Here is a 26,483-nt window from a genome sequence, read left to right as displayed (position 1 = left end):
TAATAACGCTAATGTATTATTTTATTCCTACAATCTAAATCAACAATCGCATTAGTTACGGAATTACATTTTAACGTGCTTATAAAAACAATCGCCGCCTTTTTATGGCGGCGATAGCAAAAATTAACGGTAATGCCCGGGCACCCAATACCGACCGCCATGAGGGCCAATATTATAATGCCCGCGTACCCAGTGTGCCCTTGGTGCACGTGCGCTCACCACGCATGCACTAAAATTAACCGCCATAACCAATAAGAGTAATGCATTTACAATCCTTTTCATAACCTAACCTTTTAAAAGTGAAAAATAAATCAAGCTTTATGCTGTGTGTTTTATTTTGACGGAGGAAGGATAGAAAAGGTTTAATTGGTTATATCAGAAAGATTTTCAGCGTTTTCAAACGGTCGTCATCTACCGGAGCAACGCGAAGTGTTCCAAAGGAACTCCTTCGGAGGAGAGATCTATCTAGACAGATTTTGCTTCGCTGAGCCTTTGGGTTCTCGACTGCGTTGCACTCCGCTCGAAATGACGGCAACTTCAGAGAATTTTTACGCGTAGATTAATTCTGTCATTTATATTAATTTTTATAAAATTTATGGTTTGCGGCTTTTGCAGTAAATAGAATTCTCACCATGGGTGCCCATCGCCTCACAAAAAAAACGGCCCAACCTTGTTTAGGTCAGACCGTTGTATATTGATATTAAAAAAGATTAGAAACTATATCTTAATCCCAATTGCATCTGGTAACGTGAGGCAAAGAAATCTTTTGAATAAGAGGTTACATCTTTCTGTGCAAAGGTATATACCGGATATGCGGTTGGTGTACCTGCAGTTGCCACCTTAATACCTACACTTGCCATTGAATTATAAGTATTAGGAGAAAAATATTGAATTCCCCAATCTTTATTTACCAAATTGGTGAGGTTAATAATATCGTAAGTTAAGGTAAGTACATGTGGATGCTTTCCTTTTGCCACCTGAATATCCTGAGAGAAGCGGAAATCGGCCTGAACATTCCAAGGGGTGCGTGCACCATTACGCTCTGTAAAATCGCCACGACGGGTACTTAAGTATTTATCGTTATTGATATAATCATCAAATGCGGCAGCTTGCGCAATTCCTGCTGCGTTGTTGGCAAAGAACTTTTGTGTTTCGCCTACAGCCGGAATATACATCAAACTTACGGTTTGGCCAGTTCCATTGATCCTGGTATTCACTAAACCCAATGAATAAGGAGAACCTGACTGGCCGCTGAAGAACAAGGAGAAGTTAGATACATATTTACCGTTTTTAGCCCAATCTAATCTGTAATTGATGGTCGAAATAATCCTGTTACGGATATCGAAATTAGAATAGGCCAAGCCTGGGTTATTTGGACTAAGGGCCTGGTTTAACTGCCAGTTAGATTCCATTGAATTACGGATACCATTGGCAATATCTTTCGATCGTCCGTAGGTATAAGCCACCATCATATCTAAACCGACAGGAAGTGATTTACTCACCTGAGCGGTTAAGCTATATTTATATCCTTTATCAGTGTTTGATAATAGGTAGGCATTGGTATATAAAGGATTAATTTTGGTGCCTGAATAAATAGGCTGCTGTTTCTGGGTATCATAAGCCATGTAAGTAGGATTATCCACATAGTTGATCTGCTGAAACTGCACATCTTTAATCACCTGACTAAAGATTCCCTCCACTGTAAATTTCCACTGGTCGTCTGTTTTATAATCGAAGGCTAAATTACTTCTCCATGCTTTTGGCATTTTAAAGTTATTATCCACCAAATCTACCTGTGTTGCACCTTTAGCATCTTTAACATTAACACCTTGATTAGTAACATAACCAGCTTCACCATTACCTGTTAAAGCATCTCTGATCGGATCGGTACCCGCTACTGGCTTTACAATTTTGGTAGGATCAGCATTGGCATAAACGTACGATTTATCGAAAGCGCCATAGTTTACACCATTGTTGTAATATGCATAACCGATCCATGCAAAAGGAACACGACTGGTAAACAAGCCGGTACCACCACGCATAACCAAACTTTGGTTACCCAACACATCGAAATTAAAGCCAACACGTGGAGAAATCTGGATTTTGTTCAGGAATTTCCCGGTAATTGATGATGGTTGTGTGTAAGTATAGGTTGTACCATAATTTGCATCAACCGGAGAATTAGTTGTTTTTGGACTCAGTGACGGCATATTGGGTAAATCAGCCATATCAAAGCGTAAACCCGGTGTTAATTTGAAACGGTCGCCAATACGGATTTCATCCTGACCATAAACACTGTACATGTTCACATTAAACTCTGCAGTTGGATTCGCAATAATGTGATCACGCGTATTGTCATCATAATTATAACTTGTACGTACCCTGTTTGGCTGGTTGGCCAAGAAATCGGCGATGCTGCTATAAGCCACACGGCCATTCCATGAGTTTACGAAACCATAGTTGATGTTATAAAACTCGTTGTGCGTACCAAAGGTAAAAGTATGGTTCCCCTTGCTGAAAGTATAGTTATCGGTAAATTCGAAAGTATTCTGTTTCATGTTGAAGATACTTGCCTCACGGTCGGTACCTAAAAACAATGTTCCTCCATTAGAAGCAATCTCAATCTGCGGCAAAGCCGGATTGGATAGCGGATCACGATAATCGTGAACGGTAGAATAACCTACAATTAAATTGTTGGTAGCTGAATTTCCGAAACGGGTTTTAAGATCGGCAACAGTTGATGTCTGATTATTGTTCTGTCTGAAATCGATACCGCCAAACCTGAAGTTAGACTGATCTCTTTCTAAGTTTGTTGCTTTCGAAATGATGGTATTATTTCTGATGGTTAGTTGGGTACTTTCACTGATGTTCCAATCTAAGCGGTTAAAGAATTTGTTAGACTGCGAATAGATGTTGTAATCGCCAAACGAACCGGCATCAACACCATAAGCTGTCTTCATGCGATCAGAAATCTGCTGTGCCTCAGTTAAGCTAAGCAATTTCATATCAGACGATCCTGCACCTAAAATTACCGGATCCTGACGGCGGGTAATCTCTTCATTGGTGAAGAAAAACAATTTATCTTTTATAATCGGAAAACCTACACGGAAACCCGTTTGGTAATCGTGAAAAGCGGAGGGCTCTTTGCTGTTATCGCCGATTTTATTTCTACCGATTAAAGAGGCGTTACGGCCATAACCATAAACCGAGCCTACCACCTCGTTGGTACCACCACGCGTAACAGCGTTAATGCTACCACCTAAAAAGTTACCCACTTTAACATCGTATGGAGAAAGTAAAACGGTAACATCCTGAATGGCATCTAACGAAACCGGATTGGTGCGTGTACTGCTTCCAGGCATACCCGAGCTTCCACTTTGCCCACCTAATGAGGGGCTAAAACCAATGGCATCGTTATTAATTGCACCATCAATAGTCACGTTGTTGTATCTAAAGTTTGTTCCTCCAAAGGTATTATCTTTACTGCCTTGAGGAGTAACCCTTGTTACATCCTGTAAGCTGCGGTTCATGGTTGGCAGCGTTTTGATCTGACCTTCGCCGATACTTGTACCCGCACCAGATTTTGTTCCGCCTTTTTGGCCTTTAATACTTACTTCGGCCAATTGGTTACCTTGCTCCTGAAGATCAAGATCGAGCCTTACATCCGAACCTAAGGTTAAATAAATATTCTCTTTTACTACCGGGCTATAACCCACAAAGGTTACAGTAATTTTGTATGGCCCGCCTGGGTTTAAGTTGCCGATACGGTAAAGTCCGTTTTCGTTTGACGAACCTTTAGATACAGTACCTGTTGGAACGTGCATCATCACAATGGTTGCCCCTGGGATGATACCCTTATTATCCTTAATCTTTCCATTAATACTAGATGTTGTAACTTGTGCCTGAGCAAATGTGACCAAGAGCAGCAGAATACTTACTAGGGATAGTATGCGTGATTTCATTTTCTGTTGTTTTATTTTCATGCAAAACAACAGTCCTAATGTTAATTCAATATTAACAATAAATTAAGTTTAACATTACGTTAACAATATGAAAATCAGAACAATACAATAAGAAAACAATTCCTTAACAACCAATATTTCAGGCCGGAATATAATGAAGAACAGAAGGCCCAAAGATGAAAACGAAAGATGAAGATTTGATGAAGTTTCAATTTAGTTCGAAATCCCTAGTCGGGAGTCCAAAGTCGATTAACTGGCCATGCGTTTAGAACTGGACGTTTAACGATGATAACCGGTTTGAACAATTAACAACAGAACAAATTTCTTCTCCCTGTTAACTAATGAACCAATGACAAATGAACCTATAAATTATCAGTTTACACTTTTAACAAACCACGAAATGCCCTTGCAGCATAATACGATTGTGCACCATTGTGGTAAACAAATACATGATCGTAGCGGCGATCGCCGAAAAGGGCACCACCTAATTTTCTAATCTCGGGAGGGGAAACAATCCAGCTTGATGTTTTGGTATCGAATTTTCCGAGTTGCTGCAAAAAACGGTACTGCTCTTCTGTTAAGAGCTCTACCCCCATCGTAGCAGCCATATCAACAGCATTATTTTCCGGTTGGTGCTCTTTTCTCGATTCCAGCCCTTCCAAATCATAACAAATACTCCTACGGCCTTTGGGGCTTTCTGCCGAACAATCGTAAAAAATATATTCACCTGTTTTTTTATCATAATCAACAACATCGGGCTCACCACCAGTTACCTCCATTTCGTCAAGCACCCATAGTTTTTCGGGCCTGGCAACTAACCTTTCTTCTACTTTAGCCCATTCAATACTTTTATGGCGGTCCATGTTTTTCCCGAAACGGACTTTTAAAGTATGGAGTAATTCTTCGGCTTGCACTGCCGACAATTCTTTTTTATTGTTATTTATTTTACTCATCAGGTTTATTTTGGTTAAAATCCTGTCGCCGATAATTATATACTAATCAAATATAAGGCTTATCCTGCCCCTCAATAGCACTTTTTCACTAAATAGTTTTGAAGCGTATTGCCTGTACAAAACACTAAGTTTCTTCCCGTTTTCTGCTTTTACGCTTTCCCGAAAGTTCGGGATACCCCGTTGCTGCAGGGTAACGCTTCAACCGGAGCTAAATGGCTAAGGCAGCTTTTCAATTTGGGGGTTGCAGGGCGCACAAACCCTTGCTCCTAAACCGGATTGCAGCGAACACGAAGTGTAACGGAGTAAAGCGAAAAGCCGGACTGAGGGCCTCCAAGAACCACAAACCGCTCATTTCCTAATTTCAAAAAACACTAATTTCCGTTTGGAGTGCAATGCCTGAGCTATATTCCTAATTAATTATTTACTGCCTTATTTCTTAAATTTAACAAGCGTATCATCAACCAAATGTGTTATTGCTAAAAAATTATCGGCTAACGCTAAAATCTCATCATGAAAATCAATCAGATCCACTTTTACCCAACCTTCCATTAAGGTTAGCGGCCCGAACTTTACACTTACATTTGGCCATTGGCTTTCAAAAAGCTTAAAACTGTTTCTGAATGCATCGGCAAACTGTCTGCTTTGTATAACGTAACCTTTAAGATGCCTCAGTTTAAATGCATGAATGTTATAATAAATCTTCTGTTCCTCAATTATGGCATCATTTATCCAAATGGAAAAGAAAATCCTTGATGCTGCAGTTAAGGGATCCTGCTCGGGACTTGCCCAAGATTTTTTATAGAGTTTTAAAAATACGGAATCCAAAACCACTCCAACAGCGGCCTGGATTTCTTTTTCACGAAGCTTTTTTTGATCGAGCTGATCAGCTGCTTTTTGAAATTTCTCTAAGTAAAATGCAGTATCCATATTGCGGTTTTGTAATTAAATGTAGCAATAAATTTCGGGGTAGAAGGATCCCATTACACTGATTATAGTCAGTTACCATCTGACTATAATCACAATTCACAAAACGGAAATTAATTAAATAGAAAGGTAATAGTGTCAGATGGTAACATCCGACACCACAAATAGGGTGACAAACCCCGTAAAAACTAATCGTCCAATCCTTTACCACTTAATATCTGTGGCATAAATTTCTCTACCCTTGCCTCACGGGTTTTAGCTTGCTTGGGTGCCGCAAAATGAAGCAGATAAGCTCTTTGACGGCCGGGCGTTAAGGCTTCGAATGCCGCTTTTAAATCTGGAATGTGATCTAATTTATGCTGAAACTCAACCGGAACGGTATATTCCGTAGTCTTTTTCAAATCTACTTTCAAACCAGCTTTTTCTACCTCAATGGCTTCATAAATATAGGTCTTCAAAATAGCTTTAAGCTCCACTATTTCGAGGGCATTGGTAAAGCGCACCTGCCTGCCTACTTGTACATTCTTCGTTTGCTGAATCAGGATCCCAGCGGTATCATTCAATAAAACGCCTTTAAAAAATAAAAATGCGCAGTATTCTTTAAAATCATGTATTAAAACGATGTTGCTGTTGTGTAAGGTATAACAAGGCACTCCCCATTTTAATTCTTCGGTAAGCCCACAATCTAGGGCAATTGTCCGTAGCAGCAACAGTTCTTCCTGCCACCTTTTCGCTTTGTTAAAATAAAAATCAACTTTTGGATTCGTTTTCATATCAGTCGAATTTGTTCGTTTCTTTGTCCTGTTCCTTCCATATGGCTTAAATTATTTTAGTTAACTGAACTAATTTTCTATCTGCAGGCCTAAAGTACCACGACACTACAGTTAACACAAGTAGCAATATTGGCCCGAAGTATGCTGAAGTACTGGTATCGCCAATTGCGATATGTGAGAAAACAGCACCAGACATGGCAAAGAAAAAACCTGCATAAGCCCATTCTTTCAATAAAGTAAATTTAGGAATTAACACCGCAACCACACCCAAAATTTTCCAAATTCCCAATATAGTCAGAAAATAAAGTGGATAACCCAATTGCGTAAACAATGCCACTTCTTCTTTCATTTTTATCAACTGTACTATTCCTGTTGATAACATGCCTAGCGACAGCCAAACGGTGGCAATCCAATAGATAATTTTGTTTCTTTTTGTCATAATGTACTATTTTAATTGATTTACAATGTTTTCTAAACGGTTATGTGCCATATTAATACCCTGAGCAAAAGGCAAGGCAAGTATTTGATCCCTTAATGCCACTGACTTATAAACTACATGCATAGTAAGTTTACTACGATCATCGGTTAATTTATCAAACTTTAAAAACTCAAGCTGAACGCCAAAAGGTGTATTTTCCATTTCGAATGTCCGCGTTATTTTTTCATCAGGCATAAACTCGTGTATAACTCCGGTGGCTACAAATGCTACGCTCCCTTTAGCATCAGTAGTTTCGAACTGGTAACTGCCATACTTTTTGTTTTCAAGTTTTAGTACTTTTGTCCCCATCCATTGTGCTATAATTTCAGGTTCAACATAAGCCTTAAAAAGCAATGCTACAGGCAGATCAAATTCTCTGGTAATGATCATTTCCTGTTTGCCATTTTCGGCATCAATTTTTGTTTTCTGCTCCATGTTATGCTATTTGCTTGGTTTATAGTTTTTCATAATATCTTCCAGTTTATTAAATCTGTCGTCCCACATCTTGCGGAACGGCTCAATAAAATCGGCAATTTCTTTCATTTTTTTTGCGTTAGTGTGGTAATGAATTTCTCTACCGTTTTGTTTTTGCTCTAACAATTCGCACTCTGTAAGGATCTGCAGGTGTTTTGAAACAGTTGGCCTTGCAGTGTCGAAATTGGTAGCTATTGCACCAGCTGTCATCGATTGTGAAGCAACTAAAAGCAATATTGCCCTTCTCGTAGGGTCGGCAATGGCCTGAAATACATCTCTTCTTAAATTCATTATGTAGCTATTTGACTACAAATATAAGCGTAGTCATTTAACTACGCAAATTTTTATGAATTTTTTTTAATACGGCTTTCTTCAACAGATCGTCATAAGTTTGGTTTCATCCGTTATATGTATTAAAGCATCAGGGTCCCGTTTATAAAATTGAATATATTTGATCAGTGTATGCAAAAAGAGGAGAAATCTCCTTTAACAAACCTGAAAAAACCATGAAAACGTATAAAATATACCAGATAGATGCTTTTACAAAAGAGAGATTTAGTGGAAATCCGGCGGGCGTAGTTGTGAATGCCGATGGGCTGACTGATGCTCAAATGCAACAGATTGCCAAAGAATTAAATAATTCTGAAACGGCCTTTCTTTTTTCTCCCGACGACAATGATTCTGATGGCTTAATCAGGTATTTCACACCAACATCAGAAGTTCCCATTTGTGGCCACGCTACAATTGCCGCGATGTACGCAAAAGCCATTGAATACAGTTTAGACTCTTGTATTTTGAGATATAAAACCAAGATTGGTACACTGCCTTTTGAGATCATTAAGAAAAACGGGGACTATCAGATAATAATGACCCAGGGCAAATTTGAACTCAGCCCGATATTCGATACCGCTACTACTCAACAAATATTATCAGCATTAAAGCTCGACAATGCTGATACTGATGAAAGATGCCCGGTCCAGATTGCTTCTACAGGACATTCGAAAGTGATGATTGGAATAAAAAGCAGAGAAAAGCTGAACAATCTTACCCCTGATTACAATAGCTTGATTGATCTAAGTAAACAGATTAATTGCAATGGCTATTTTGTATTCACATTTGACTCAGACGATGATGATGTATTAACATATGGAAGAATGTTTGCCCCTGCAATCGGAATAAATGAAGATCCGGTTACAGGCAATGCAAATGGACCATTAGGCGGATACCTCATACAAAATAAAATTGTTGATTTTAAGGATAGTCTCTTCGAATTCAATGGCAAACAAGGAGAAAAGATAAACAGGCTCGGAATGATAAGCGTTAGCGTCGGAATTGAAAATGGTCTACCGTCGCTAATTAAGATAAAAGGTGATGCTACAGTAGTATTTAAAACTGAAATTAAAATATAACAATTAAAGGCTTTACTACATTCAGTATAACTTCACATACCACCTAAACGCAAAAAAACCCACAACTTTCGTTGTGGGTTTTGGCTCCCTCTGCTGGGCTCGAACCAGCGACCCTCTGATTAATCCCGATGCATCGGGACTCTAACCAGCTGAGCTAATTCATTTAAATCATTAATTTCCAAAACAATTTTTTCAATTAGTAATCGGCTCTTTGCCTTTTTAACCGTTTTCTCAATCCTCATAGCGAAACCACGATTCTCGCCTAAAGCAATAGATTTCTTCAAAATCCATGGGCGGTGTTTTGAGGTATAGGTCGTTCTTTCGCTATTGTTATGCTCATATAGTCGTTTTTCGGCATCTTCTGTATAGCCAACATAGTACTTATCAGAAGAACTGGAATATAAAATATATAAGTAAAACATAAAAATATTAAAAACAAGAAAGCCCTACCAGACGTGGTAAGGCTTATTCTTTGAAATTGCTCCCTCTGCTGGGCTCGAACCAGCGACCCTCTGATTAACAGTCAGATGCTCTAACCAGCTGAGCTAAGAAGGAATATTTATTTATTCTGGTTGTGTTTCATTAATACCGATCAAAATCCTCTGATCTTTTCTTGCCCTCTGATTAATCCCGATGCATCGGGACTCTAACCAGCTGAGCTAAGAAGGAGTCCTGGTCGTTTCCTAAAACGAGGTTCTTTGCACTTTATAGCACACATACCCTTGTTCGTTTTGGGAATGCAATATTAGGGCTTTTAAATTATTTATGCAATATTTGCAGTGAAAAATTTTAAAAAAAAATTAACACATAGATATGAGCCTGATAATCATAGGTACTGTAGCTTTTGATGCTATTGAAACTCCTTTCGGAAAAACAGATAAAATTGTAGGTGGAGCAGCAACTTACGCAAGTTTAGCGGCTTCCTACTTTTATAATAAAGCAAAAATTGTAGCAGTAGTAGGTGATGATTTTCATCAATCAGATATTGATACCTTCACCACACACGGTATTGACACCGAAGGACTACAGATTAAAGCAGGTGAAAAATCATTTTTCTGGTCAGGGAAATACCATAACGACATGAATAGCCGTGATACTTTAATTACGGAATTGAATGTACTGGAAAATTTCGATCCGATTATCCCAGAGAGCTATCAAGACTGCGAATACCTGATGTTAGGCAACCTAACCCCACAGGTGCAGCAAACGGTAATCAAACGCCTTAAAAACCGCCCGAAATTAATCGTAATGGACACCATGAACTTCTGGATGGATATTATGATGGATGATTTATTGGAAACCATTAAAATGGTAGATGTATTAACCATTAATGATGCCGAAGCGCGTCAGTTATCGGGCGAATACTCATTGGTTAAAGCTGCTAAAAAAATCCTTGCCATGGGACCAAAATATTTGATCATTAAAAAAGGTGAACATGGTGCATTGTTATTCCACGAAGATCAGATTTTCTCAGCTCCGGCTTTGCCTTTGGCAGAAGTATTTGATCCAACAGGTGCCGGCGATACTTTCGCAGGAGGCTTTATCGGCTATTTGGCTAAAGTGGGTACAATTAACTTCAACAACATGAAAAATGCGATCATTTATGGCTCTGCTTTGGCTTCTTTCTGCGTAGAGAAATTTGGAACGGAAAGGTTATTAAATTTAACCGATGAAGAAGTTGCAGCAAGAATTCAGGAATTTGTAAGCTTAAGTGCTTTTACAATAGAAGTTTAATCAGTTAACAGTTTTCAATAGGCAGTTCTCAGTTTCGTACTGCAGATAAATTGAGCCGTAGATTTAAAGATTAATTTCTTTTAAATCTGCGGCTTTTTTATTGAATAAAATCTTTATACCCACCATCTGTGCATGCCAAAATCAATTTGGTGTAGCCAATACGGCTATCGGTACAAATTTTTCAAAAACAGCTTCAGTATGGGGTGCATCAGGCAGCTCGTCGGTTAAATCTTGTCCGGCCCAGTGCTCATAATGTTTACCGTTCTGCCACAGCCTGCTATCGGTCATATCGTAGATCAAACCTTTATAAGCCACCCATATTTGAGGTTTGTCCTGTCCGTTGCGTAAAGCGAGTTGCTGTTTGGTATAGCTGGGTAAATCCATTTAAATTAATTTCGGGTTGAAGATAAACAAAAGGTATTTAAACATATAAGAAATATAAGAACCATATAAGCTTATATATTCTTCTATGTCTTATATGGTTAAAAAGTAGCGATTGTCAGCCTGAGCTTAATTGAAGACTATATGCTGGGATTTCAATTTATTATTCTCATTTGAAGCACAAGGCTTTTACAAAACACCAAGTTCTCTCCCGTTTTACACTTTTACACTTCGCTGCCTCGTACCTCGTTGCTGCAGGGTATCGCTTCAACCGGGGCTAGTTGGCCACGACAGCATTTCATTTTTGGGGTTGCAGGGTTCATAAATCCCTGTTCTTAAACCCGACAATAGCGGCAGCTCCCGATTTTTTCATCGGGACTATAGCGAATGGCGGGGCTGCAAACCGCCAAAAACTGCTGCACGCTCATTTTCTAATAAAAAGACCATCCTTCGACTACGCTCAGGATGACATATTATAAAATAAGTTCTTTTAATTTTCCAATCTTAACTCTTCTTTCTTCGTGGTACTACTTTTAAAAATTTCGTACAGGTAGATATTCATCAACAACAGCCCCATTAAATAAAAATGATCTTCGAAAGGGATAGTACCTACTCTAAAACCAAGGTTTTGCTTATCGTTATACATCACCACAGGGATAGAAGTTAAAAATCCATTAACGATATAAAATGGGATAAGCGAAACCAGATAAGCCCGATAGAACTTATACATAAACCTAAAATGGGCATTTACATATTCTACATAGGCCAGCACCATAAATAAAAAGCCAAAATTGATCAGCGTGTACCATCTGTTGTAACCAAAAAACAAAATGGCCACACAAAGCCCGAGGAACAAATTACTTACTGCGAGGCTATACTTTTGCAAGTCGTTTTTTGGAAAATAGGCATTCAAACATTCGTAAATAAACACGCAGGCATAAGGAACTGTTAAAAAGAATAGAATCTCTTCTAAAGGTAGTCCCAAAAGATTTACCCCAATAAGGTAATCGGGATTAAAAGACCACACATTGAGCTTGGTAAACAGGATATCCCAAATTAAAAACACCAAGCCGGTGATCAATATTGAAGGGAATACAAACTTCCACTTGCTAAAAAAATGAACCTTTTTATCGAATGATAAAACCAGGGGAAAGAAGATTACAGCAAGATTGATAAGTAAATAGGTATAATTCATTCTAAAGGTGTTTTGTCAAAATTTTAACTTCAGCTGGCGTACATTTTTTACTGTCGATCATAAATTTAGCTACGTTTTTAACCAGTTCGCGATCGGCTAGGCCAAAATTTTCATTTTGATAATGTTTAAGGATCTCTTTTTTATCCTGAGCTAAATCTTTACTAAAGCCGAGAAAAGAAGGTGTATAAAACTCAATAGAAAACCGCATAAAGCGAATTTCCATATTTTCCTTATCCATATCAATTGCTTTTTGCATGGTTTTGAGCGATCGGCCCACATACTTGATCTTGTTGTATGGATTCCATGAGTGCTTGGCTTTAAGTGCCTCCAACGTTCCGGTGTAACCAGTAATTAAGGCGGTTTTATTGGCCAGCTTGCTCAGTTTGGCAAATAATGAGTCGGTTAGCTTCGAATTTTCTACCGCTTTAACCATATTAGTTTTTAATATCGCAATTTCTTGGGTAGATAACTGGGCGTAAGTAATATTGCTTGCTGCAAACAGCAGAAAAAATATAATGCGTAGTTTAATCATGAGTTTGGGCAAAGGTAAGAAAAGCTAAGCGCTTTTGCTTCCGCTGTCATCCTGAGTGCAGCGAAGGATCTCAATCCGATGAAATACTGAAACTCTAACCACTACCTCAAAACCATTGATTCATTTTAACCAATGTTAACATATAACAGATTCTTCACTGCGTTCAGAATGACAAAACACTTTAGTTAAAATCATAAAAAACATTTATTTTTAATTATGGATCATAATTATTTCGTTTACATTTTAACCAATAAAAACAAAACTGTGGTTTATACCGGAGTAACAAACGATCTAGAAGCAAGACTTAGACAACATATAGAGAACAAAGAAAATAAGTTCGCTTTTACTTATAAATATAATTGCCACTATATGGTTTATTTTGAGCGGTTTGAACACATTGAACATGCTATTGAACGAGAAAAAGAAATAAAAGGCTGGACAAGAGCAAAGAAGAATGCGTTAATTGAACGTAAAAATAAAAATTGGGATTTTCTTAACGACATGATTGTTGAAGGATAAATCATTTGTTGATCTTGGCGTTATAGTGTCATCCTGAGCATAGCGAAGGATCTCCAACCGATGAAATACAGTACCTAAACTATCGATCGAATCAAGCCCCCATAAAGATTACTTCCAATAAAAGAAAGATTCTTCACTGCGTTCAGAATGACAACCACACAGAACGACAACCACACTGAATGACAAAAACAAAAACAAAACGCAATAAAATTCCTTTATTTACACCATGGAGAAAAAACCCACAGTTACCATTATCGGTGCTGGCTTTGCAGGTTTGGCTGCTGCAGCTTTATTGGCTAAGGATGGTTGTGATGTTACGGTGATCGAAAAAAACGAAATGGCTGGTGGCAGGGCCAGAACCTGGCAAAAAGACGGATTTCTTTTCGATATGGGCCCCAGCTGGTATTGGATGCCAGATGTTTTCGAAAACTACTATAACCTATTCGGCAAAACTGCCGCAGATCTTTATGCGCTAAAGAGATTAAACCCTTCTTACCGTATTTATTTTGGCAAACAGGATACTATTGATGTTCCAGCAACATTAGCTGATTTATATGCTTTATTCGAAAAACTAGAGCCAGGAAGCAGCAAAAACCTAAAATATTTTCTTGATCAGGCCAAATACAAGTACGATGTAGGCATGAATGAGTATGTTTTTAAGCCTTCGCACAGTGTGATGGAATATTTTGATCCCAGATTGGCTGTTAGTGGAATCAAATTGCAGCTTTTGGGCAATATGCGTAAACATGTTTACCGGTTATTCAAGAATGAGCGTTTGAGGAAACTTTTAGAATTCCCGGTTTTATTTTTAGGAGCCACACCACAAAACACACCTGCCCTATACAGTTTAATGAACTATGCCGATCTCGTTTTAGGTACCTGGTACCCAATGGGCGGCATGCACAAAATTGTGATGGCTATGCAACAAATAGCCGAAAGTGAGGGTGTAAAATTTATTTTCGATACCGAGGTAACCAAAATTGAAGTGAAAAACAACCTGGCAGAGTACGTAATTACCAACAAGGGCAACTTTAAAAGTGATTTCGTGGTGGGTAATGCCGATTATCACCATATTGATCAACATCTTTTTGATAAACCTTACCGTAATTACAGCGAAAAATATTGGAATGAAAGAACAATGGCCCCCTCCTGCCTTTTGTTTTATATCGGATTAAATAAAAAACTAGACAATATATTACACCACAACTTATTCTTTGATGAGGATTTCGATCAACATGCCGAAGAAATCTACACCAATCCGCAATGGCCATCAAAGCCCCTATTTTATGCATGCTGTCCTTCCATAACCGATAAAAGTGTTGCACCGGAGGGCTGTGAGAACCTTTTCTTCTTAATTCCGGTAGCTCCTGATTTAGCAGATAGCGAAAGTAAAAGGGAAGAATACTTTAATTTATTGATCGAACGCTTTAAAGATTTAACCGGCAACAATATTGGCGGTAACATTTTGTTTAAGCGCAGTTATGCCATGAACGATTTTGTGGAAGATTACCATGCCTTTAAAGGAAATGCGTATGGATTAGCAAACACTTTGAAACAGACGGCTTTTTTAAAACCTAAGATGAAAAGTAAGGTAACAAATTTTTTATACACCGGACAATTAACCGTTCCGGGCCCCGGTGTACCACCTGCAATCATCTCTGGGCAAGTGGTAGCAAAAGAAATAAAAAAAAAGTTAAAAAAAGCTTGACAAATTTAAAATTTCCCTTATCTTTATAACCACAAAACAAAAATACTGCAATAAAGCTTCAAAACACATAATCGTTCGGGGTTTGCATTTGTTTCGAAATAAGAGAGAAGGCGAATTGTTGAAAGAAAAAATAAGAATCAACTAACCAAATATATGATAAGCAAAAAGGCCTGAATTTTCAGGCCTTTTGCTTTTTACAGTATTTCGGAAATGTCCTTTTTAGCGTCCAAGTGTCACCCCAAGTTTCAATTTATCGTATAACATCAGTACAAATAACAGAAAGGTTAAAAGTATAAAACATTTCCTATACCGTTATTTCGAGCGGAGTGCAACGCAGTCGAGAACCCGAAGGCTCAGCGAAGCTAAATCTATCAAGACGGATCTCTCTCCGAACGTTCGGGACTGCGCTTCAGTCGAGATGACGTTTCTCTTGTGGGCGTGAAAACAAAAAAGGCCCAGATAAATCTGAGCCTCTAGTTTTTAGATGGATGTATCTTAAGCCACTTCTGAAGTGGCAATTTCTTTCGAATACGTTTTTAGGTACTTTTTAAGAATGCCTCTTGCTACGTGGATACGCGTTTTTACTGTTCCAATCGGAATAGCTAACATATCTGCAATTTCGTGGTACTTGTATCCTTCAAAATAACGGATAAAAGGCACATAATACTCTTCAGGTAATTGCGAAAGGGCTTTATCTATATCGCCTAACACAAATTTGCTCTCTGCCTGATTTTTAGTTGCACTATATGAAAGATTTGCAGAAGATATATCTTCGCTCTGCGTAATTAAAGTATTTGTTTTCACCAGTCGGCGATAGTTGTTAATGAAAGTATTCTTCATGATGGTAAACAACCAACCTTTTAAATTCGTACCTTCTTTAAACTTATTGTAATAAGTGATCGCTTTCAGCATGGTATCCTGAACCAAATCATTTGCGTCTTCTGCGTCTTTGGTAAAATTTAAGGCATAAGATCTAAGCGATACCGAGTGATGATTAACCAGATGATTGAATTCAAATTTTGTCATGATATTTAGCTTTAGGTAGATAAAAAAACAAATGAATTATTGTTTGTTCGCTTAAACCTAAACAAACTTAGTACCAAAATTTTCTGGCATGGTGTTAAAAGCTTGCAACTACATAATGGCAAGCTTTCGTCACAGAATATTTACTTCTCTTTCTAAAGTGACTCCAAAAGTAGACTTTACACTGTCTATAATCTGTTCAGAAAAATTATACACTTCTGTGCCAGTCGCATGTCCATGGTTAACTAAAACCAACGCCTGGTTTTTCCAGGTACCTGTTTGGCCTACCACTTTACCCTTCCAACCACATTGCTCAATTAACCAGCCGGCCGCCAATTTAATTTTATCATCAGCTGTAGGGTAATGTACCACATCGGGATGTTTCGCTACAATATCAGCAAATTCATATTTTTCAATCACCGGATTTTTAAAGAAACTACCTGCGTTGCCAATAGTAGACGGATCAGGCAGTTTGCTTACGCGGATATGCGATACAGCAGATGAAACATCGGCAATATCCGGCTTTTCGATGCCTCTGTTCAGCAGCTCGGTTTCAATTGCACCATATGAGGTATTAATTTTCGCTTCCGCCGATAAACGGAAAGTAACTGATGTAATAATATACTGGCCCTTCAACTCACCTTTGAAAATACTTTCGCGGTAACCGAAATGGCAATCATCATAAGTAAAGGTTTTGATTTTTCCTGTTTTGATCTCAAAAGCACTGCAGCTTTCGAAAACATCTTTAAGCTCTACCCCATAAGCACCAATATTCTGTATTGGCGATGCACCCACAGTACCAGGGATCAGGCTTAAATTTTCTACGCCTGCAAAATGATGCCCAACACAGTAGTTCACAAAATCGTTCCATACTTCACCAGCACCGGCTGTTACCAACACTTTATCATCAATCATTCTGGATTGAATGCCTTTGATGCTGATTTTAACAACTAATCCCTTATAATCCTGGGTAAATAACACATTACTCCCTCCACCAATAACCAAGAGCTTTTGAGATTTTACGATTTCGTTTTTAAACAGTCTGGCTAAATCTGCTTCAGAAAATATCTCGGCAAAGTAACTTGCCTTAACATCGATACCAAACGAATTATATGGTTTTAACGAAATATTTTCCTGGATTTGAAGCATATTGATTCTGGGTTATGCTGCAAAAGTAAAATAAAAAATAGTTAAGGAACGATTTTGGTAATCCCCTTATCGAAATTAAAGCTTAAAGTGTCGGCTTTTTCTCCTTCAACTACTACTTTCGAAAGCTGCCAGCCGATAAAAGCTGGTTTGGTTTTGGCAACGTCCAATAAACGGTATCTTTCTTTGGTAAGTTTTGCACTGATCAATCCTACACTATCCGACTCTGCCTGGCTTAAATGTTCTATCTCACTCTCGAGGACAGCTAAAGTATCATCTAACTCATTTCCTTTTTTTAGACTATCAGCATAAGCCTGAGGAGAAATATTGTAAAGGCTATCTAATTTGGAACTATCAAAACTCAAATCCTGATTATTATTTTCGTGTTTAGCTTCTACAAGTGCAATAGCGCGGTCTTTATTCGTTTTTTTATGGCATGAATATAAGGCTAAGCAAATCATTCCGAAAAGGATAAACAGGCAATAATTTCTCATATCATGTAATTTAGTTTTTTAATACTGTTTTCCTTACAAATAATAGCCCAAAAGCCTTTCCTTTTTCCCGCCCTCTATTTTTGTGATGGATTTTATGTGCTTTTCGCACGGCTTGCAAATAAGTGTTGTTGCTTTTAAAAGTTTTAAATCTCCGGTGCACAAACCAATCGTGTACCACAAAATAGATCAGACCATATAAAGTAATCCCTAAACCAATAAAAAACCGGTAACTTAAATTATCTCGATCAGCATACATTAAAAACAAGGATACTGCAGCAAATAATGCGGCAAACAGATCGTTCCATTCGAAGAATGATTTTGCTTTTTGGTGATGGCTTTTATGCATAAACCATAGTGGTCCATGGAATAAATACTTGTGTATAAACCAAGAAAAACACTCCATTGCTATGATGGTAAACAATACAATAAAGATGTTGATTAGTGCTGACAAATTTTCTAAACGATTGGTTTGTAAAGATATATAAACAGCGCAAGAAACAAAATTATGTCATAAAATTGTAAGCTTAATGCGCTTTTCAACAAACCTTTCATGACTAATCATTTTTTAGCACTATTTTTGACTAAAATATTAAAAAAGTCAGAAAGTAGAAAAGTAAAATGATTGTAGCCGATAAAAAGAGAGAGCAAATTATTGATGGCGCTATAAAACGCTTTATCCATTTTGGTATTGGTAAAACCACAATGAACGATATCGCAGAAGATCTTTCCGTTTCCAAACCATCGCTTTATTATTATTTCCCGGATAAGAAGCATTTAATTATTGGAGTAATAGAAAGGGTATTTAACGACTTCTTTGAGTTGATCAAAAAGAAATACAATCCAGACCAACCTTTGGAAGACATCCTTTTTAGCACCATAGAAGTGAGGAACACTTTCTTCCAAAAATATTACATGTTAAGGATTACCGAAGGTATTCCTGATTTATTGAACGATGATGTGATCAAAGGAAAGTTACAAACGCTTAAAAGTTCGGAAAAAGATTTCTTCGCAGAAATTTTTAGCCAGGCAAAAGGAAAGGGAGAAATTGAGCACGATGATACTGCACATGTTGCAGAACTTTACCTGGAAAGTTTGATGGGCCTTTGCACCATGTGCATTATGGAAACCGGAAAAGATCTTTTCCCTGATAAAAAAGCATTAAACAAAATGACACTGAAGCAAAAAAACCTCACCACCATATTTGTGAGAGGTTTACGATGTTCAGACTGAAATACGGCGGCCGCAGCAACTGATAAACCGGTTGTGAACCAGCCACAAATTTTAAATAGATAAGAACCCAAAAACAAAAAAACAATACATTATGCTTAGAGTAAAAATGGTAAGGTTAATGCTCATACTGCTAATCGGCTCGGTTTTACCGCAGCTGGTGCTTGCACAGCAGCAAGTTACCTTAAAAGATGCGCTAACCTACGCGCTCCAAAACAACACCAAGATTCGAAACTCGAAATTGGATATTGAAGGCGGAAGATACAAGGTGGAGGAAGTTAGGGCACAGGCCTTGCCTCAAATTACAGGAAATGTTGGTTTAACTTATAATCCTATTATCGGTCAGCTGGTTGCTAATTTCGGCGGACAGACACAGGCGATCAAATTAGGCCAGAACTGGAATTCGACTGCAGGTGTTCAGCTTTCGCAACAATTATTCAATCAACAGGTTTTTACTGGTTTGCAGGCTGCGAGATCGAGCGAGGAATATTACAACCTTACTTCAAAATTAACTGAAGAGCAGATTATCGAGCTGGTGGCCAACAATTACTACCAGGTTTTGGTAAACAGACAACAGTTAAACGTAATTGATACCAATATTAAAAATGTTAAAATTGTAGAAAAAATTGTCTCAAACCAGTTTAAAAATGGTTTAGCCAGAAAAATCGATGTTGACAGGATCAATGTAAACCTCACTAATCTGAATACACAACGTGAGCAGGTAATTAATGCCATTACCCAATTAGAGAATCAGTTAAAATTCTCAATGGGCATGCCGGTTTCTACGCCGATCACCTTACCATTTACCGAATTAACAGAGGTGACTACTTTACCTGTATTTACAGACTCTATCGATCTGGCAAACAGAACAGAGGTTAAACTTTTGGATAATCAGGATAAACTTTTATCACTGCAAAGAAAGGCATACGTGGCCGAATATTATCCATCATTGGCTTTAACGGGTAATTATACCTACTCGAGCCAAAGTGATGGTTTCGATTTCCTAAAGTCTAATGCTGCTGCAATCGGATACGGCGCATCGGCAGTTGGTCTGACTTTAAAAGTGCCAATTTTCAATGGTTTTTTAACACGTTCAAAAATCCGCCAGGCAGATGTGGATATTAAGAAAGCAAGAGAGAGCAGAAAAGAATCTGTAAACTCATTAAACCTGGCTTATGAGAACGCAAAAATTCAATTGCGCAACAACATCAATACCATTAAATCGCAACGTAAAAATGCGGATTTGGCGCAAGAAATTTACAAAAGCACACAAAACAATTATAACAATGGCTTAGCTTCTTTAACCGATCTTCTGGATACAGAAAATGCACTTACTGAGGCACAGAACAGTTATACACAGGCTTTATTGAATTACAAAATAGCCGAAATACAATTAATCAAATCAAACGGGAATATTAAATCGCTAGTACAATAGAAATGAAAAGAGTAATTACCATAATTATCGTAGTTGTTGTTGCCCTTGGTGCAATAGCTTATGTTTTAAGCAACAATAAAAAGAAGAACGAAGAAAAAACTGCTTTCATTGCTAAAGGTGGTGGCGCCGTTGCCGTTCGAGTTGCTCAGGTAGAGAGAAAAGCTGTGAATTTAGATTTCAGTGCAAACGGAAACTTTATTCCTAAACAAGAACTTAACTTCTTATCAGAAAATGCAGGTCGTGTTACCGCTATTTATGTTGATGAAGGTGACCGTGTAAGCAAAGGTCAGGTTATAGCACGCGTTGATGCTGAAATCATCAATACAGATAGAGAAACTGCAGAGGCTAACTACCAAAATGCAGTGAAAGATGAGGCCAGATACCAGAGCTCATTCCAAACCGGCGGAGTTACACAACAACAGTTAGATCAAGCTAAATTGGCTACAAGAAATGCGAAACTGCGCTTACAGGCTTCGCAACGTAAATTAAGCGATGCAAACATTAAATCGCCTATCAATGGTATTGTAAACAAAAGATACATCGAAGTCGGTGCATTTGTAAATACTCAGGGCACACAGATGTTCGAGCTTGTTGATGTTTCTAAATTAAAATTAAAAGTAAACGTTAACGAATCGCAGGTTGCCAATCTTAAAATCGGCGATCAGATCGAGATCAAATCTTCGGTTTTCCCAACTGATAATTTCTCCGGAAAAGTAACTTTCATCGCTGCCAAAGCCGATGCAACGTTAAACTTCCCGATCGAAATTGAAGTAGATAATAGCCACAAAAACACCTTAAAAGCCGGTATGTACGGAACTGCAATATTCAAGTTCCCTAAACAGGCGCCAAGCATCCTCATTCCACGTACTTCGTTTGTAGGTAGTGTAAGTAGCAATCAGGTTTTTGTATTGGATAAATCTAACAATACTTCTAAAACTCGAACTGTTGTGGCGGGCCGTATTTTAGGAGACAATGTTGAAATTCTTGATGGCTTAAAAGAGGGTGAAACTGTAATCACCAGCGGACAGATTAACTTAACTGAGGGTACTCAGGTAAGTATTGTAAAATAAGTTAGAGGGGATTTTTCGGCTTTAAAACGCGATACGCCAATCGCAAAACGCAATACTAATTAAAATGAAGATAACAGACATATCTATAAAAAGGCCTTCGCTGGTTATTGTGGTGTTTACCGCACTTACTTTGCTTGGGCTACTAAGTTACTTTTCGTTGGGTTATGAATTACTTCCAAAATTCTCTAACAACGTAGTATCTATTTCGACCATCTACCCTGGTGCTTCACCAAATGAGGTTGAAAATACCGTAACCAAAAAGATTGAGGATGCGGTATCATCGATGGAAAACATCAAGAAAATCAACTCTGTATCGTTTGAGAGTTTATCTACGGTTACCATCACCTTAACTGATGCAGCAAACATCGATATTTCCTTAAATGATGCACAAAGAAAGGTAAACGCCATTCTTTCTGATCTGCCTGAGGATGTAAAAACGCCGTCATTAAGTAAATTCTCTTTAGATGATTTACCGGTAATTACCATGTCGGCATCAGCCAATATGGATGACATTACCTTTTACGATTTAATTGATAAACGTATTGCTCCGGTAATTTCGAGGGTGAGTGGTATTGCTCAGGTTAACTTAGTTGGTGGTTCGGAACGCGAAATTCAGGTATCGTTAGATGCTGATAAATTACAAGGTTACAACCTTTCAGTTCCACAGGTGCAGCAATTAATTTTAAGTTCTAACTTAGATTTCCCTACAGGAAGTGTTAAAACCCAAAACCAGGATGTATTGATCCGTTTATCGGGTAAATACAGAAGTATGGAAGAGTTGAGAAACCTGGTTTTAACAACGACTAAAGATGGTGCACAGATTCGTTTAGGTGACGTTGCCGACGTTCAGGATTCGCAAAAAGAAACTGAAAAACTGGCACGTATCGATCGTAAAGCATCTATCGCCATTCAGATCATTAAACAGAGTGATGCAAATGCGGTAGAAGTGAGTAAAGGTGTACATGCCATTATTGCTAAACTTAAAGGTGAATACAAGGCCAACAACCTCGACATCAGAATTGTAAACGATAGTTCAATCTTTACCTTAGAATCAGCTGATGCGGTAATCCACGATTTAATCCTGGCGGTTATTTTGGTGGCTTTCGTAATGCTTTTCTTCTTGCACAGTTTACGTAACGCGTTAATTGTAATGGTATCGATTCCGGTTTCATTAATCGCTACGTTTATCGGGATTAGCTTGTTCGGCTTTACCTTAAACTTAATGTCGTTATTGGGACTATCACTCGTGGTAGGTATCCTGGTGGATGATGCGATTGTAGTACTGGAAAATATCCAGCGACACATGGAGATGGGCAAGAACAAAGTAAGAGCAGCATCTGATGCAACAAGAGAGATTGGTTTTACCGTAGTATCGATTACTTTCGTAATTGTGGTAGTGTTCTTCCCGATTGCGGTAAGTACGGGTTTGGTATCGAACATCTTACGTCAGTTCTGTATTGTGGTAATTATTGCAACGTTACTTTCGTTAGTAGCTTCATTTACCATTGTACCACTTATCTTCTCTCGTTTTGGTAAGTTAGAACGTATTGAAGGTAAAAACCTGTTTGGCCGTTTCATTCTTTGGTTCGAAAAACAATTAAAGAAATTTACCCTTTGGATTACCAGCATTTTAACATGGTCGTTAAACCACAAAGCCTTAACATTAATTATTGTTGTGGTGATGTTCTTTAGCTCATGTGGATTATTGGTAGGCGGTTTTATCGGATCGGAGTTTTTCCCTAAATCAGATAAAGGTGAGTTCTTGGTGCAGTTAGAGTTACCAAAAGATGCCTCTTTAGAGCAAACCAACTTTTTAACGCAAAAAGCTGAGGCTTTCTTAGATAAACAACCAGAAATTACACAGTTAATTACTACAGTTGGACAATCGACTGGTGATTTCGGTGGTACACAGGCTACAGCCTATAAATCGGAGATTAATGTTAAGCTGGTTGAACGCGATGAGCGTAAAGGTGTTTCTTCAGATATTTTCGCAACTAAAATGAGCCGTGCACTGGCTAAAGAATTAATTGGAGCAAAAGTTAAAACCGTTCCGATCAGTATTTTGGGTATTGCAGAAAACGCACCGATCCAATTGGTGGTAATGGGTTCTGATTTAGACAGCGCATTGAAGTATGCTGAAGGTGCTCAAAAAGTGCTTGCGGCTATCCCTGGAGCTACAGAGATTAAATTATCAGTAGAAAAGGGAACTCCTGAGATTAACGTTCAGGTAGACCGTGATAAGATGTCGGCCGTTGGCTTAACTTTACAAACTGTAGGCTCAACCATGCAGACTGCTTTTGCGGGTAATACCGATGGTAAATACCGTAAAGGTGAATACGAGTACGATATCAATATTCAGTATCAAAACTTCAACCGCCAGAATATTGATGACGTGCGTAACCTGATTTTTGTAAACAGCGATGGTAAACAGATCAAGTTATCACAGTTTGCAACCATTACAGAAGGTTCAGGTCCGAGTCAGTTAGAGCGTTTAAATAAATCTACTTCGGTATCTGTTAAGGCACAGTCAATCGGTAGACCAACAGGAACCGTGGTTGCTGAGTTCCAGGCGAAACTGGAAGAGCTGCAAAAAAATGGCAAACTTAAAGCCCCAATTGGCGTAAGTTATAGCTGGGCGGGTGATCAGGAAAATCAGAGCGAAGGTTTTGGTACTTTAGGTATCGCTTTATTGGCTTCGATCATTTTGGTTTACCTGATTATGGTTGCACTTTACGATAGTTTTATCTATCCATTGGTGGTAATGTTTTCGCTGCCTTTAGCGGTAATCGGAGCATTGTTAGCTTTAGCTTTAACCAATAACTCAATCGGTATCTTCACCATTTTAGGTTTGATTATGTTAATGGGTCTGGTAGCGAAAAACGCGATTATCCTGGTCGATTTTACCAACCACTTAAAGGCTGAAGGCAAAGAGACTAAAGAAGCGCTTGTTTTGGCCAACCACGCACGTTTACGCCCAATTTTAATGACCACCATAGCCATGGTATTCGGTATGCTTCCAATTGCATTGGCAAGCGGTGCAGGTGCCGAATGGAAAAATGGTTTGGCCTGGGTTATTGTTGGTGGATTAACCAGTTCATTATTCTTAACCTTAATTGTGGTACCGGTGGTATATTTAATATTCGACAGAATGTTAGAACGTTTAGGCTTTAACAAAAAAGGAAAAACAATCGATGAGTTAATGGTAGAACCATACAAACACAAAGATGTAAACGAATACGATTTAGATCACGGACATTAATAGACATCCAGATTAACAATCAATTTAGCCCCGATCCCAAAATCGGGGCTTTTTTGTGGATTTTGTTTTTAGCCACGGAAGTACAGAAAACACGGAAATTTATCCGCAAAGAGGCATCCAATCGATTTCGATAAATGAGATGTCAAACTTTCATGCACGGATAATTCCGCACACCGTGGTTCGTGTCCCCACGAACCACTTTATTTTTTCACTTGCTGCATCTAGAAATTTTGATGCCCAGATAATTATACAATGTTGTCTTCAAACAAATTATGTAGCAACATTGTATATTAGGGATTATGTTTAAACTCATTCTAAGTCTGTTCCTGATCTGTTCTACCCTTCTGGTTAATGCGCAACACCCGCCTGTTTTCCCGGCGATGAGTACTGATTCGAGCTTCGTTAAGGTTTCAAACTTAGATATCACGCTGGTAAAATACAGTTACAAACCTAATGGCATTAAATTTTTAGTTGTACATGATAATGAAGATACTGGTGTAAAAGCAGGTTTTGATTATATTCGCTGGAGCGGTGGCGAGCTCATCGACAGTCAATATGGCGGCGTAAGAGATTATTATTTCACCTATATGGATGATCAATACCGTATAGACCCAAACGCTATTTATACCGAAGTAGGTGTAAATACAAGGTTAAAAAAAGATCTTTTCAGCTCTAACGAAGTTGAAAAAGCAATACTTAATGCAGGCAAACAAATTGTCGATTTTTACGATCCAAAAGCCACAGGTTATTTTTTAACCTTGCATAACAATGCCGATGGTGGTTTTGGTATTTCTTCTTATTTACCAGGTTACGATTTAGCCAGCACTGCCGATTCGGTTTACATCAACTTCCAGATGGATGGAGATGATCTTGTTTACGTAACCGAACCAAGATTGTTCAGCAGCTTAAAAAAGGCCAATGTAAATGTAATTCTTCAATCTAAATTTGTTTCTAATGATGGCTCGCTTTCGGTTTATGCCATGCAAAATAATATTCCTTATATTAATGTAGAAGTACAGCATGGGCATTTGGACGAAAATTTAAGATTAATTGAGCTGGCCGTAGCAGCCCTAAAAGAACATGGATTGGTGAAGAAAGAGTAGATTATTAAGCATTTTCATAGCTACCCTTACTAAATTTTGATATTTATGTGCAGGTAGCGCACTCCAAATGAAATAATGGTTTTAAAATTAGGAAATGATTGGCCTGTGGTTCTTGGTGGTTTGCAGTCCTGCTATTACTCCCGACTTAAGGCCGGGATTCATTGCAATCGGGTTTAGGAACAAAGGTTGGTGCACCTTGCAACCCGACAAATGAAATACTGTCGCGGCCCTTTAGCCTCGGTTGAAGCGTTACCCTGCAGCAACGAGGTATCCCGAACTTTCGGGAAAGCGTATAAGCATAAAACGGGAAGACATTTACTGTTTTGCAGGGCCTTGCGCTCCAAATGAAATCGATAGTTTTTTTATTGGAAACGAATGGCTTATGGTTCTTGGCGATTCTCAGTCCCGCCATTCGCTGTAGCTCCGATAGAAGACCTGTGAAACAAGCAAGCACACCAAAATATAACATAAATCGGTGCTTAATCGGAGGCTGCCGCTATTGTCGGGTTTAAGAACAGGGGTTTTTGCGCCCTAACCCCAAAAATGAAATGCTGTCGTGGCCAACTAGCCCCGGTTGAAGCGTTACCCTGCAGCAACGAGGTACGAGGCAGTGAAGCGTAAAACGGGAAGAAGCTTCTTCTTACGCACAGACTGGCGCTCCAAATAATAAATACATTTTTATAT

The 26,483-nt window shown here is 38.4% G+C and carries 25 protein-coding genes and 1 tRNA gene; 9 read left to right on the top strand and 17 right to left on the bottom strand.

All coding sequences use genetic code 11. From position 1 onward, the window contains the following. Positions 1 to 123 precede the first annotated feature (123 nt). The 8 genes from AC1DNH_RS10825 to AC1DNH_RS10790 form a co-directional block, all read right to left on the bottom strand. Positions 124 to 282 carry a hypothetical protein gene (locus AC1DNH_RS10825; protein ID WP_167346157.1) on the bottom strand — a complete coding sequence of 53 codons (159 nt, stop codon included), beginning with the start codon at positions 280 to 282 and terminating at the stop codon, positions 124 to 126. A gap of 428 nt (positions 283 to 710) precedes the next feature. Then, a complete protein-coding gene (locus AC1DNH_RS10820) occupies positions 711 to 3,962 on the bottom strand; it encodes a TonB-dependent receptor (RefSeq protein WP_477625374.1) in 3,252 nt (1,083 codons plus the stop codon). A gap of 377 nt (positions 3,963 to 4,339) precedes the next feature. Then, a complete protein-coding gene (locus AC1DNH_RS10815; protein WP_477579885.1) occupies positions 4,340 to 4,915 on the bottom strand; it encodes a DUF4256 domain-containing protein in 576 nt (191 codons plus the stop codon). Between the two features lie 429 nt (positions 4,916 to 5,344). Then, positions 5,345 to 5,842 (bottom strand): hypothetical protein, encoded by a 498-nt coding sequence (locus AC1DNH_RS10810; RefSeq protein WP_477579883.1) that lies wholly within the window; start codon positions 5,840 to 5,842, stop codon positions 5,345 to 5,347. A 185-nt stretch (positions 5,843 to 6,027) separates the two neighbouring features. Beyond that, entirely contained in the window at positions 6,028 to 6,612 is a 585-nt protein-coding gene (locus AC1DNH_RS10805; RefSeq protein ID WP_477579881.1) for a YdeI/OmpD-associated family protein, read from the bottom strand. Positions 6,613 to 6,658: 46 nt separating this feature from the next. After that, positions 6,659 to 7,051, bottom strand: coding sequence for a DoxX family protein (locus AC1DNH_RS10800; protein WP_477579880.1), 393 nt, complete (start codon positions 7,049 to 7,051; stop codon positions 6,659 to 6,661). A 6-nt stretch (positions 7,052 to 7,057) separates the two neighbouring features. Continuing rightward, on the bottom strand, positions 7,058 to 7,525 hold the full coding sequence (locus AC1DNH_RS10795; RefSeq protein WP_477579878.1) for an SRPBCC domain-containing protein: 468 nt from the start codon (positions 7,523 to 7,525) through the stop codon (positions 7,058 to 7,060). Between the two features lie 6 nt (positions 7,526 to 7,531). Then, entirely contained in the window at positions 7,532 to 7,855 is a 324-nt protein-coding gene (locus AC1DNH_RS10790) for an ArsR/SmtB family transcription factor (protein WP_057931288.1), read from the bottom strand. A gap of 215 nt (positions 7,856 to 8,070) precedes the next feature. On the opposite strand from AC1DNH_RS10790, the gene AC1DNH_RS10785 reads away from it, so the two are divergent. Then, positions 8,071 to 8,973 carry a PhzF family isomerase gene (locus tag AC1DNH_RS10785; protein WP_477579876.1) on the top strand — a complete coding sequence of 301 codons (903 nt, stop codon included), beginning with the start codon at positions 8,071 to 8,073 and terminating at the stop codon, positions 8,971 to 8,973. 119 nt (positions 8,974 to 9,092) lie between these two features. On the opposite strand, the gene AC1DNH_RS10780 is transcribed toward AC1DNH_RS10785, so the two are convergent. Next, positions 9,093 to 9,395 (bottom strand): GIY-YIG nuclease family protein, encoded by a 303-nt coding sequence (locus tag AC1DNH_RS10780; protein ID WP_477579875.1) that lies wholly within the window; start codon positions 9,393 to 9,395, stop codon positions 9,093 to 9,095. Between the two features lie 59 nt (positions 9,396 to 9,454). Further along, a tRNA-Asn gene (locus tag AC1DNH_RS10775) sits at positions 9,455 to 9,528 on the bottom strand. A gap of 258 nt (positions 9,529 to 9,786) precedes the next feature. On the opposite strand from AC1DNH_RS10775, the gene AC1DNH_RS10770 reads away from it, so the two are divergent. Then, positions 9,787 to 10,707 (top strand): PfkB family carbohydrate kinase, encoded by a 921-nt coding sequence (locus AC1DNH_RS10770; RefSeq protein WP_029280619.1) that lies wholly within the window; start codon positions 9,787 to 9,789, stop codon positions 10,705 to 10,707. Positions 10,708 to 10,848: 141 nt separating this feature from the next. On the opposite strand, the gene AC1DNH_RS10765 is transcribed toward AC1DNH_RS10770, so the two are convergent. The 3 genes from AC1DNH_RS10765 to AC1DNH_RS10755 all read right to left on the bottom strand — a co-directional run bounded on the left by AC1DNH_RS10765 (position 10,849) and on the right by AC1DNH_RS10755 (position 12,815). Continuing rightward, the gene (locus AC1DNH_RS10765; RefSeq protein ID WP_477579873.1) at positions 10,849 to 11,091 is read right to left on the bottom strand and encodes a cytochrome b5 domain-containing protein; all 243 of its coding nucleotides are present in this window, start codon (positions 11,089 to 11,091) and stop codon (positions 10,849 to 10,851) included. A gap of 487 nt (positions 11,092 to 11,578) precedes the next feature. Then, complete coding sequence (locus AC1DNH_RS10760; protein ID WP_477579871.1) at positions 11,579 to 12,283, bottom strand: lycopene cyclase domain-containing protein; 705 nt, start codon at positions 12,281 to 12,283, stop codon at positions 11,579 to 11,581. Between the two features lies 1 nt (position 12,284). Continuing rightward, complete coding sequence (locus AC1DNH_RS10755; RefSeq protein WP_477579869.1) at positions 12,285 to 12,815, bottom strand: hypothetical protein; 531 nt, start codon at positions 12,813 to 12,815, stop codon at positions 12,285 to 12,287. A gap of 216 nt (positions 12,816 to 13,031) precedes the next feature. Here AC1DNH_RS10755 and AC1DNH_RS10750 point away from each other — a divergent pair, with 216 nt between their 5' ends. Continuing rightward, the gene (locus tag AC1DNH_RS10750; RefSeq protein WP_477579867.1) at positions 13,032 to 13,334 is read left to right on the top strand and encodes a GIY-YIG nuclease family protein; all 303 of its coding nucleotides are present in this window, start codon (positions 13,032 to 13,034) and stop codon (positions 13,332 to 13,334) included. Between the two features lie 226 nt (positions 13,335 to 13,560). Next, positions 13,561 to 15,042 carry a phytoene desaturase family protein gene (locus AC1DNH_RS10745; protein ID WP_477579865.1) on the top strand — a complete coding sequence of 494 codons (1,482 nt, stop codon included), beginning with the start codon at positions 13,561 to 13,563 and terminating at the stop codon, positions 15,040 to 15,042. A 495-nt stretch (positions 15,043 to 15,537) separates the two neighbouring features. Here the strand turns inward: AC1DNH_RS10745 and AC1DNH_RS10740 are convergent, their stop codons facing one another. The 4 genes from AC1DNH_RS10740 to AC1DNH_RS10725 all read right to left on the bottom strand — a co-directional run bounded on the left by AC1DNH_RS10740 (position 15,538) and on the right by AC1DNH_RS10725 (position 18,126). Continuing rightward, positions 15,538 to 16,068 carry an RNA polymerase sigma factor gene (locus tag AC1DNH_RS10740; RefSeq protein ID WP_029279781.1) on the bottom strand — a complete coding sequence of 177 codons (531 nt, stop codon included), beginning with the start codon at positions 16,066 to 16,068 and terminating at the stop codon, positions 15,538 to 15,540. A gap of 129 nt (positions 16,069 to 16,197) precedes the next feature. Beyond that, complete coding sequence (gene murB, locus AC1DNH_RS10735; RefSeq protein WP_477582757.1) at positions 16,198 to 17,214, bottom strand: UDP-N-acetylmuramate dehydrogenase; 1,017 nt, start codon at positions 17,212 to 17,214, stop codon at positions 16,198 to 16,200. Positions 17,215 to 17,255: 41 nt separating this feature from the next. Next, positions 17,256 to 17,705, bottom strand: a complete 450-nt coding sequence (locus tag AC1DNH_RS10730) for a hypothetical protein (protein WP_477582759.1) — start codon at positions 17,703 to 17,705, stop codon at positions 17,256 to 17,258. A gap of 10 nt (positions 17,706 to 17,715) precedes the next feature. Next, complete coding sequence (locus tag AC1DNH_RS10725) at positions 17,716 to 18,126, bottom strand: sterol desaturase family protein (protein ID WP_477625398.1); 411 nt, start codon at positions 18,124 to 18,126, stop codon at positions 17,716 to 17,718. 197 nt (positions 18,127 to 18,323) lie between these two features. Between AC1DNH_RS10725 and AC1DNH_RS10720 the strand changes: the two genes are divergently transcribed. The 5 genes from AC1DNH_RS10720 to AC1DNH_RS10700 all read left to right on the top strand — a co-directional run bounded on the left by AC1DNH_RS10720 (position 18,324) and on the right by AC1DNH_RS10700 (position 25,799). Beyond that, positions 18,324 to 18,935, top strand: a complete 612-nt coding sequence (locus AC1DNH_RS10720; RefSeq protein WP_029279769.1) for a TetR/AcrR family transcriptional regulator — start codon at positions 18,324 to 18,326, stop codon at positions 18,933 to 18,935. Positions 18,936 to 19,026: 91 nt separating this feature from the next. After that, the gene (locus AC1DNH_RS10715) at positions 19,027 to 20,367 is read left to right on the top strand and encodes a TolC family protein (protein WP_477582763.1); all 1,341 of its coding nucleotides are present in this window, start codon (positions 19,027 to 19,029) and stop codon (positions 20,365 to 20,367) included. A 2-nt stretch (positions 20,368 to 20,369) separates the two neighbouring features. Then, positions 20,370 to 21,437, top strand: a complete 1,068-nt coding sequence (locus AC1DNH_RS10710; RefSeq protein WP_477625373.1) for an efflux RND transporter periplasmic adaptor subunit — start codon at positions 20,370 to 20,372, stop codon at positions 21,435 to 21,437. Positions 21,438 to 21,501: 64 nt separating this feature from the next. After that, positions 21,502 to 24,696, top strand: coding sequence for an efflux RND transporter permease subunit (locus AC1DNH_RS10705; RefSeq protein WP_215130221.1), 3,195 nt, complete (start codon positions 21,502 to 21,504; stop codon positions 24,694 to 24,696). A 299-nt stretch (positions 24,697 to 24,995) separates the two neighbouring features. After that, complete coding sequence (locus AC1DNH_RS10700; protein WP_477607511.1) at positions 24,996 to 25,799, top strand: hypothetical protein; 804 nt, start codon at positions 24,996 to 24,998, stop codon at positions 25,797 to 25,799. The last annotated feature ends 684 nt before the right edge of the window (positions 25,800 to 26,483 follow it).

Source organism: Pedobacter sp. 01N310 (assembly GCF_056399805.1).
This window is presented reverse-complemented; position numbering and strand designations above follow the sequence as displayed.